The organism is Nocardia sp. NRRL WC-3656 (genome assembly GCF_000720265.1).
GTDB classification, from domain to species: domain Bacteria; phylum Actinomycetota; class Actinomycetes; order Mycobacteriales; family Mycobacteriaceae; genus Nocardia; species Nocardia nova.
On sequence record NZ_JOJF01000059.1, the window covers coordinates 1 to 9,274 of the forward strand.

Below are 9,274 nucleotides of genomic sequence, written 5' to 3' on the forward strand. Positions count from 1 at the left end.
CCAGTCCTTCGGAGCCTCGAACAAGGCAAAAACCCATCAGCTACACCCCACCGCTCTGGGCATCCAGGGCACCAACCCCAGACACCTACAAACTTAGGGTCAAGCCCATGCCGACGCCGCCGAGCACCATGGCGCCGATGAACGAGCCGTAGCCGGCGTCGACCGTGCTCACCGTCGCCATCCAGGCCAGGGCCGCGGCGAGCATCGCCTGCCCGGCCACCAGCAGGGTGCGGGCGCCGATCCGGCCGACGACGAGGCCCGCCACGGGCGCCACGACCATCGGCGCGGCGGTCCAGGGAAGCGTGCGCAGACCGGATTCGAAGGGGCTGTAGCCGCGCACGACCTGGAAGTACTGCGAGATCAGGAAGATCGCGCCGAAAACGCCGACCGCGAAGGTGAAGCTGGTGATGTTGCTGACCCGGAAGGCACGCGACCGGAACAGTCGCAGTGGCAGCATCGGGGCCGGGGTTCGCATTTCCCAGGCGATGAAGGCGGCCAGCAGCGCTGCTCCGCCGAGCAGTCCGCTCAGCACCGGCGCGGAGGTCCAGCCGTCGTCGGCGCCGTGCACGACCGCCCACACGATCGCCAGCACCCCGCCCGCCGACAAGACCAGCCCGAGCGGATCGAAACGTCTTGCGCCGCCGAAGGATTCACCGAGCACCCGGGCCGCGAAGGGCAGCACCGCGATGCCGATCGGCACGTTCAGCCAGAAGATCCACTGCCAGCTCAGGCCGCCGACGACAGCGCCGCCGACCACCGGCCCCACCGCGATGCCCAGTCCGGAGATGCCGCCCCAGATGCCGATCGCGGCACTGCGCATCTTCTCCGGCACCGCGTCGGACAGCAGCGTCAGCGACAGCGGCATGACCGCCGCGCCACCGAATCCCTGGATCGCGCGGGCGGCGACCAGCATCCACGGCTCGGTGGCCAGGGCACAGGCCGCCGACGCGGCGGTGAACAGCGCGATGCCGGCGAGGAATATCCGGCGCCGGCCGAAGCGGTCGCCGAGTGCGGAGGCCGTGAGCAGCAGCGACGCGAAGGACAAGGTGTAGGCGTTGACGAACCATTGCAGGTCGCTCAGCGAGGCGTTCAGTTCGGTGCGGATCACCGGCAGCGCGTTGGTGACGACCAGGTTGTCCAGGGCGACCATGAACATCGGGATGCCGACGGCGGCCAGGACCGCGCCCAGCGGTCGGCGGAGGGAGCCGGCCGTGCCGGCACGGGGGGTGGTTTCGAGGGTGGAGGTCATCGCAGATCCTTTGTTGTTATCGACTGATAACTTGATGTCGAAAGAGTATGCATCCACTGATAACATGTCAACAGGTAGCGATGCCGGGCTCGATTCCCGCCCGCACCGCGCTACCGTGACCGTCGGACGATCGCGAGGAGGACCATGGCGGACTCGACCCGCACGCGGCTGACCGCAGCCGAGCGCAGCGAGCAGGTACTGGCCGCTGCGGTCACCGCATTCGCCGAAACCGGTTACGCCGCAACGAAAACCGATGAGATCGCCCGGCTCGCCGGCGTGTCGCAGCCCTATGTGATCCGGCTGTTCGGCACCAAGGAACGCTTGTTCGTCGCCGCGGTCAATCAGTCCTGCGCGCGGATCGAAGAGGTTTTCCGCGCCGCGCGCGCCGACGCACCGGCGAACGTGACCCCACAGGAAGCGCTGAAGGCGCTCGGCAAGGGCTATGAGACCTTCCTCGCCGAACGGGAACTGCCACTCCTGCTGCTGCACGGCTTCTCCGCCAGCGCCGATCCCGCGATCGGCGACCACGTGCGCGAGCGGTTCGGGCGCATCTACGACCTGGTCCGCGAACTCACCGGCGCCGACGCCGACGATGCCCGCCAGTTCATGGCCACCGGCATGCTCATCACCGTGATGACGGCCATGCAGGTGATCGGACCCGATGCGGTGCCGACCCGCTGGGCCGAGGAAATCAACGCCTGCTTCGAGGACGACTGACCAGCCGTTTCGCCCGCCGCGCCCGGATGTGATCGAACACACCGGGCGTTCGGCCTTTGCGCAGCGTTCTCCCAGGATTATAGTTACTTTCGTTAATCAACTTGTTTGATATCCCCCGAACACTTGTGATGCGGCGACATCGGCGACCGGCCGACCGCCGCATCAACGCTTCCGGAAAGAGAACGATGGCAATCACCTCTGCGAACGACGCCGCGCGCAGATCCCCAGAATCGGGTGAGACGGCGGCGATGACGCACCGGCAGATCATGGAGGCCCTGTCCGGTCTGCTGCTGGGCATGTTCGTCGCGATCATCTCCTCCACGATCGTGACCAATGCGCTGCCGAAGATCATCGGCACGCTGGGCGGCGGACAGTCCGCCTACACCTGGGTCGTCACCGCCTCCCTGCTCGCGATGACGGCCACCACCCCGCTGTGGGGCAAACTCGCCGACCTGTTCAGCAAGAAGGCACTCGTCCAGATCGCACTGCTGATCTACGTGGCCGGCTCGGTGGTCGCGGGTCTGTCGCAGAACCCGGGCATGCTGATCGCCTGCCGCGCGGTGCAGGGCATCGGCGCCGGCGGTCTGTCCGCGCTGGCCCAGATCGTGATGGCCGCGATGATCTCCCCGCGCGAACGCGGCCGCTACAGCGGCTATCTGGGCGCGGTGTTCGCGGTAGCGACCGTCGGCGGCCCGCTGCTCGGCGGTGTCATTACCGACACCAGCTGGCTGGGCTGGCGCTGGTGCTTCTACGTCGGTGTGCCGTTCGCGGTGGTCGCGCTGATCGTGCTGCAGCGCACGCTGCGTCTGCCCGTCACCCGGCGCGAGGTGAAGGTCGACTGGCTGGGTGCCTTCCTGGTCACCGCGGCGGTGTGCCTGCTGCTGATGTGGGTCACCTTCGCCGGCGACAAGTACGCATGGGCTTCCTGGCAGACCCTGACGATGGTGCTCGGCGCCGTCGCGCTGGCCTTGCTGTTCGTCTTCGCCGAACTGCGGGCCGCCGAGCCGATCGTGCCGATGCACCTGTTCGCCAACCGCACCATCAGCCTCGCCTCGGCCGCCTCGCTGTTCATCGGTGTCGCGATGTTCGCGGGCACCGTGTTCTTCAGCCAGTACTTCCAGCTGGCACGCGGCGAATCGCCCACGATGTCGGGCATCATGACCATCCCGATGATCGGCGGCCTGTTCATCTCCTCCACGGTGTCGGGCCAGATCATCACCCGCACCGGCCGGTGGAAGGCATGGCTGGTCACCGGCGGCTTGCTGGTGACCGCCGGTCTGGGCCTGCTCGGCACCATCCGCTACGACACCAACTACTGGCTGGTCGCGATCTACATGGCGATGATGGGCCTGGGCATCGGTATGACGATGCAGAACCTGGTGCTCTGCACCCAGAACCAGGTGGCGCCGCACGAACTCGGCGCGGCCAGCTCGCTGGTGACGTTCTTCCGCAGCCTCGGCGGTGCGATCGGTGTCTCGGCGCTCGGCGCGGTGATGGCCGAGCGGGTGAAGGACTACATCAGCGACGGTCTGAGCCACCTGAACCCGGCCGCGGCGCAGGCCATGGGCGGCGGCAACCGGATTCCGAACATCGCCGCGCTGCCCGGTCCGGTCCGCACGGTCGTCGAGGACGGCTACGGTCACGGCATCGCCGACGTGTTCCTCATCGCTGCACCCATCGCGCTCGTCGCCTTCCTGCTGACGCTGTTCATCAAGGAGGTCGCGCTGCGGACCACCGGCGCGCTGGCACAGGCCGCCGAGTCGGGGCCGGAACCGGTGCTCTCGGCCCAGGTCATGGCCGAGGACGCCTCGGGCCTGGTCCCGGAGGAGTTCGTGAGCACCGGGATCATGGTCCACGGGCGCGTCCTGGCCGGTGACGGCACGCCGGTGACGCGCACCGCGCTCACCCTGATCTCCCCCACCGGCCGCCAGATCGGCCGTGCCATCGCCCGCGGCGACGGGCACTACGCACTCGACGCCCCGGAACCCGGTTCCTATGTGCTGATCGCCTCGGCCGACGGATTCCAGCCGCAGGCCACGCCGATCACGGTGGGCACGCGGCCGCTGGAACACGATGTGCGGCTGAGCGGTATGAGCGGATTGGCCGGTACCGTGCGGGCGGCCGACGACGGCACGCCGGTGGCCGATGCGCTGGTGATCGTCACCGACAGCCGCGGCGATGTGCTGGCGGCGGGCGCGTCCGGGCCCGAGGGCGACTACGCGCTGACCGAACTGGTTCCCGGACCGGTGACCGTCGCGGTGAACGCCGCCACGTTCCAGCCGGTGGCGTTGCCGGCGGAGGTCGCCGGCCAGGGCATCACCCAGCTCGACGTGGTGCTGTCGCGCGGCGCGCAGCTGCGCGGTGTCGTGCACGGTGCGCACGGTCCGCTGCGCGATGCCCGGGTGACCCTCGTCGACGCGGCGGGTGCGGTGATCGACAGCACCACCACCGACGCCGACGGCAGTTATCTGTTCGCCAACCTCGCGGTCGGCGACTACACGGTGGTGGCGTCCGGCTACCCGGAAACCACCTCCACGCTGACCCTGGCCGCGGGCACCGGCGACAACCACGTGATCGAGCTGGCGCACCCGCGCGACTGATCGACGTGAACGTGGGCGCCGGATTCGGATCCGGCGCCCACAGCCATATTCGGGGCACGAGGTCAGCGGTGGCGGACCCGGGCGTCGGCGTAGAGGCAGATCGCCGCGGCGGCGGCCAGGTTCAGGCTTTCCGCGCGGCCGTGGATGGGGATGCGGATGCGGTGGTCGGCTCGGGCCGCGACCGCGGGGTCCAGGCCGTGCGCCTCGTTGCCGAAAAGCCATGCGGTGCCGCCGGATTCGCCCGCGGTACGCAGCAGGTCGTCGGCATCGTCGAGATCGACTTCACCGCGCGCGGTGGTCGCGAGCACGGTGATGTCGTTGTCGCGCAGCGCGTTCAGCACGGCGTCGATATCGCGGTCGCGCGCGATCGGCACGTGGAACAGGCTGCCCGCGCAGGCGCGCACACATTTGCCGTTGTGCGGATCCACCGAATCACCGGCCAGCACCACACCATCGGCGCCGACCGCGTCGGCGACGCGAATCAGGGTGCCGGCATTGCCGGGGTCGGCGATTTCGACCGGGACGGCGAGCAGCCGGGCGCCCGAGGCGAGTCCCGGCACGGCACCCGCTGCCGCCGGTGCATCCTCGTGCCGCGGCGAAACGACTTGCGACAGTGGCACATCCACGAGGCGGCAGACCGCGACCAAACCGGGCGGGGTGACCGTCTCACCCAGATGTTCGGCGGCCCGCTCGCTCACCAGCGTCGTGCGGACCCCCAGCGCGGCGGCCGTGGCGACCAGTTCGTGCTCGCGTTCGGCGGCGCGATTCGAGTAGAACAACTCCTCGACCCGCTCGGTATCCAGCGCCGCGGCCACGGAATTGGCGCCCTCGGCCAGGAAGAGGCCGGTCTTGCGGCGGGATGCCGAGCGGTGCAGCTTGACAGCGGAAACGACCCGCGGATTGCGTTCCGACAGTTCCGGATTCGTCCGGTCGTCGGAGCCGCGTTCCGCGGGTCGTTTCGACGTGTTGGTCAACTGGTCGCAGCTCAGGCGGCCGGGGCGTTGACATCCTCCGGCAGGGCGGCCTTGGCCACCGCCACCAGGCCGGCGAACGCCTCGGCGTCGGAGACGGCGAGCTCGGCGAGGATCTTGCGGTCGACCTCGACACCCGCGGCCTTCAGGCCCTGGATGAAGCGGTTGTAGGTGATGTCGTTGAGCCGAGCCGCGGCGTTGATGCGCGCGATCCACAGCTTGCGGAAGTCACCCTTGCGAGCCCGGCGGTCCCGGTAGGCGTAGGTGAGCGAGTGCAGCTGCTGTTCCTTGGCCTTGCGGTACAGCCGCGAGCGCTGCCCACGGTAGCCCTTGGAGGCCTCGAGCACGGAACGGCGCTTCTTCTGAGCGTTGACGGCCCTTTTGACGCGTGCCACTGGTCAGTCCTTGTTCGATCGAGGGGCGCGGCGGCGCCCACAGGTTGGGAGAGGGAACGGTGCGCGAGTGCGCTCAGATACCGAGCAGCTTCTTCACGCGACGGACGTCAGCGGGCGCGACGACCTCCGTGCCGTCCAGACGACGAGTCCGGCGGCTGGACTTGTGCTCGAGCAGGTGGCGACGGTTCGCCTGCTGGCGCAGCAGCTTGCCGCGACCGGACACCTTGAATCGCTTCGAGGTGCCGCTGTGGCTCTTCATCTTCGGCATGGATTCCTCAATCTTGTCTCGTTCCGGCGGCATCGCGTCGTGCGATACCGCCGGTGCTGTATCGGTTTACTGCGGGCTGGCCGCTTCGGCTTCCGGCGCGGGCGCCGAACCGGCCGCAGCGTCGCCGCCGGCGGGCGCGGAACTGCCGGGCGCCGCACCACGCTGCGCGGTCTGCTGCGCGGCGGTCTGCGCCTTGACCCGGGTCTTCGCACCCTTGTGAGGTGCGAGGACCATCGTCATGTTCCGGCCGTCCTGCTTGGCGGAGGTCTCCACGAAGCCGAGGTCGGCGACGTCGGAGGCCAGCCGCTGCAGCAGCCGGAAACCGAGTTCGGGACGCGACTGCTCGCGACCACGGAACATGATGGTGACCTTGACCTTCGACCCGGCCTCGAGGAACCGCATCACGTGTCCCCGTTTGGTCGCGTAGTCGTGGTCATCGATCTTCGGACGGAGCTTCTGCTCCTTGATCACGGTCTGCTGCTGGTTCTTGCGGGACTCGCGCGCCTTCTGCGCGGTCTCGTACTTGAACTTGCCGTAGTCCATGATCTTGCAGACCGGTGGACGCGCGTCCGGTGCGACCTCGACGAGGTCGAGGTCAGCCTCTTGGGCGACGCGTAGTGCATCTTCAACACGCACGATCCCCACCTGCTCACCACCCGGTCCGATGAGTCGGACCTCGGGCACGCGGATGCGATCGTTGATGCGGGTCTCAGTGCTGATGGGGCCTCCTAGGTCAAGCGGTGTCATCCAACGACCGCGAGCAACAACTGCAACCCCATACCCAACACGAAAGCCCCGCCGCGGTATTTCACCGCCACGGGGCCCGAATGTCGACCGGTCGCCGCGGGCGTCCGTCGAACAGGACTGCCACCTCGACCTCGCCACGGACGGATCCGAGCGAGAAACCCGCCGCATACGGCGGGTGACCGGACCATCGAACCTGGCACGCAGGCCGGCCGATGGTGGGAGTCGGGCTCCACTTACAGCCCCGAGCCGGTGCGCTGGATCGGTTCCAGCACGGGACCGGGGCGGTCGTCGCTGACCACTTTAACACCGGAGGCGCCCCTACTCCCAATCGGCCGCCCCCGCAACCCGGCGACGCGAACCCGATGACATGCTACGGATATGAGCGAGCATGCCGGCGACCCGTCGGCCCTGAGTGAGTCCGCGGATCCGGAAACGGTGCGGGAGCTGGCCGATATCCCCGCCGTCGAGGTGATCAGCCGGGCCGCGGTGATGCTGATGAGCTCGGCCGCCGAGAAGCTGGGCCTCGCCGACGAGGACCCCGATTCCAGCCCGCGTCGCGATCTGGACGAGGCCCGGCGCGTGATCACGGCCCTCGCCGGGCTGGTGACGGCATCGGTCGAATATCTGGGCCCGCACGCCGGACCCATCCGCGAGGGTCTGCAGTCGCTGCAGCGCGCGTTCCGGGAGTCGTCGGCGCATCCGGACGCGCCGGGCGCGGGACCGGGCGAGAAGTACACCGGGCCGGTGTACTGAGCTCGGGCGTGCGCCGCGCCGATCACCGCACGGCGATTCCCGACAGCAGGGTGGCGACGACGGCGTCGACCGGGGGCGGCGCGAACGGACGCGGCGTTCCCGAGAGCAACGACGAGAGCACCGCGTCGTGGCAGATGCCGACCAGGACGGCGGCGGCCGCATCGACATCCGCGTCGGCCGCCAGTCGGCCCAGATCGCGTTCGGCGCGCAGATAGACCACCAATTCCTCGCGCCAGATTCGTTGCCGCCCTTCGGTTTCGGCGAATCTGGCGAGGACCGCGGGCTGGGTGATCAGGCCCGCGAACACCGGCAATACCGCCTGATGCAGCGCCAGCCCCTGGCGCAGGCACACCGCCAGATTCTCCGCGAGATCGCCGCTACCGGCGGCGGGCAGCGGCGGGAAGCTCCGATCCACCGATTCCACGTGGGCCCGCAGCGCCGCGGCGAGCAGCTCCTCCTTGTCGGCGAAATGGTTGTAGAGCACCCCGTCGGACACCCCGGCCGCCCGCGCGATGGCACGCACGGTGAGCCCGGCGCTGCCCTGTTCGGCGAACAGTTTCTCGGCCGTGGCGATCAGATGGGCGCGCAGATCGCGATCGTCGCGGTCGTGCAGCGCCGCCGCCCGTCGGGGTGACATGGGACCTACGGTAGTGCGACGGTGGCGGTGACGAGCCGGGAGGCCGCGCGCAACCGGATCGGACCGTCGCCCGCGAACGGTGCGAGAGCGGCGGCGACGGCGGTCCGAACCTCGGCATCGGTGGCGAATTCGTTGCGCATCCGGTGATACCGCACCGGCCCCCAGCCCACGACGAATTCGGTGGCATCGTCGACATCCGCGCCCCAGACGCTGTCGGTGACGACGAGTCCGTTCGCGACATCGGCGAACCCCGCCGCGCCGAGCAGGTCGGCGGTGGCCGCGGGATCGGCGAAGGCGTTGAAGCCGTGCCCCACCTCGAATCCGGGCAGATGTGTTGCCGCCGCGGCGAATACGGCACTGACGTCGGAATCCGACATCGCCGGTACGGCGATCGCGAGCCGCCCACCCGGCCCCAGCGCGCGGGCGATGTTGGTGAACGCCACCACCGGGTCGGCGAAGAACATGATGCCGAACCGGCTCACCGCCACATCGAAGGAGCCGGGCGCGAACTCGAACACCTGCACATCGCCCTGATGAAACGAAACATTGTGCACGCCTTCGGCTTCGGCGAGCGAGCGCGCCCGCGCGAGCATCGGCCCGGAGAGGTCGACTCCGGTCGCCGAGGCCGCCCGCCGGGCCGCCTCGCGCGTCAATTGACCGTTACCGCAGCCGATATCGAGGACCCGATCCCCCGCCGCGATACCGGCCGCCGCCAGCAACGGCTCGTTGATCCCCGAGTTCACCGCGTCGTAGCGGTCGGCGTTCCCAGCCCAGTGTTCACCCTCGTACCCGTTCCACGCCTCGGATTGGGCGGTATTGACGATCGCGGTCATGGGAGTCTCCCTAAGTTTGTAGGTGTCTGGGGTTGGTGCCCTGGATGCCCAGAGCGGTGGGGTGTAGCTGATGGGTTTTTGCCTTGTTCGAGGCTCCGAAGGAC

The 9,274-nt window shown here is 69.0% G+C and carries 10 protein-coding genes; 3 read left to right on the forward strand and 7 right to left on the reverse strand.

Annotated elements, in window-relative coordinates:
- Positions 1 to 85 precede the first annotated feature (85 nt).
- Positions 86 to 1,249, reverse strand: coding sequence for an MFS transporter (locus IG65_RS0133390; RefSeq protein ID WP_030518927.1), 1,164 nt, complete (start codon positions 1,247 to 1,249; stop codon positions 86 to 88).
- A gap of 144 nt (positions 1,250 to 1,393) precedes the next feature.
- Here IG65_RS0133390 and IG65_RS0133395 point away from each other — a divergent pair, with 144 nt between their 5' ends.
- On the forward strand, positions 1,394 to 1,966 hold the full coding sequence (locus IG65_RS0133395; protein WP_030518928.1) for a TetR/AcrR family transcriptional regulator: 573 nt from the start codon (positions 1,394 to 1,396) through the stop codon (positions 1,964 to 1,966).
- A gap of 185 nt (positions 1,967 to 2,151) precedes the next feature.
- Positions 2,152 to 4,566, forward strand: coding sequence for an MFS transporter (locus tag IG65_RS0133400; RefSeq protein WP_030518929.1), 2,415 nt, complete (start codon positions 2,152 to 2,154; stop codon positions 4,564 to 4,566).
- 62 nt (positions 4,567 to 4,628) lie between these two features.
- Here IG65_RS0133400 and IG65_RS0133405 read toward each other — a convergent pair whose 3' ends face one another.
- The 4 genes from IG65_RS0133405 to infC form a co-directional block, all read right to left on the reverse strand.
- Positions 4,629 to 5,480, reverse strand: a complete 852-nt coding sequence (locus IG65_RS0133405; protein ID WP_030518930.1) for an RNA methyltransferase — start codon at positions 5,478 to 5,480, stop codon at positions 4,629 to 4,631.
- A 71-nt stretch (positions 5,481 to 5,551) separates the two neighbouring features.
- Positions 5,552 to 5,932, reverse strand: a complete 381-nt coding sequence (gene rplT / locus IG65_RS0133410; RefSeq protein ID WP_025348785.1) for a 50S ribosomal protein L20 — start codon at positions 5,930 to 5,932, stop codon at positions 5,552 to 5,554.
- 73 nt (positions 5,933 to 6,005) lie between these two features.
- Positions 6,006 to 6,200 carry a 50S ribosomal protein L35 gene (gene rpmI / locus IG65_RS0133415; RefSeq protein WP_030518931.1) on the reverse strand — a complete coding sequence of 65 codons (195 nt, stop codon included), beginning with the start codon at positions 6,198 to 6,200 and terminating at the stop codon, positions 6,006 to 6,008.
- Positions 6,201 to 6,266: 66 nt separating this feature from the next.
- Positions 6,267 to 6,947: a translation initiation factor IF-3 gene (gene infC / locus IG65_RS0133420; RefSeq protein WP_030518932.1), complete on the reverse strand. Its 681-nt coding sequence runs from the start codon at positions 6,945 to 6,947 to the stop codon at positions 6,267 to 6,269.
- Between the two features lie 378 nt (positions 6,948 to 7,325).
- On the opposite strand from infC, the gene IG65_RS0133425 reads away from it, so the two are divergent.
- Positions 7,326 to 7,700, forward strand: coding sequence for a DUF1844 domain-containing protein (locus IG65_RS0133425; protein WP_030518933.1), 375 nt, complete (start codon positions 7,326 to 7,328; stop codon positions 7,698 to 7,700).
- Positions 7,701 to 7,722: 22 nt separating this feature from the next.
- Here IG65_RS0133425 and IG65_RS0133430 read toward each other — a convergent pair whose 3' ends face one another.
- Both IG65_RS0133430 and IG65_RS0133435 read right to left on the reverse strand, forming a co-directional pair.
- Complete coding sequence (locus IG65_RS0133430) at positions 7,723 to 8,337, reverse strand: TetR/AcrR family transcriptional regulator (RefSeq protein WP_030518934.1); 615 nt, start codon at positions 8,335 to 8,337, stop codon at positions 7,723 to 7,725.
- A gap of 5 nt (positions 8,338 to 8,342) precedes the next feature.
- A complete protein-coding gene (locus tag IG65_RS0133435) occupies positions 8,343 to 9,170 on the reverse strand; it encodes a class I SAM-dependent methyltransferase (protein ID WP_030518935.1) in 828 nt (275 codons plus the stop codon).
- Positions 9,171 to 9,274 lie beyond the last annotated feature (104 nt).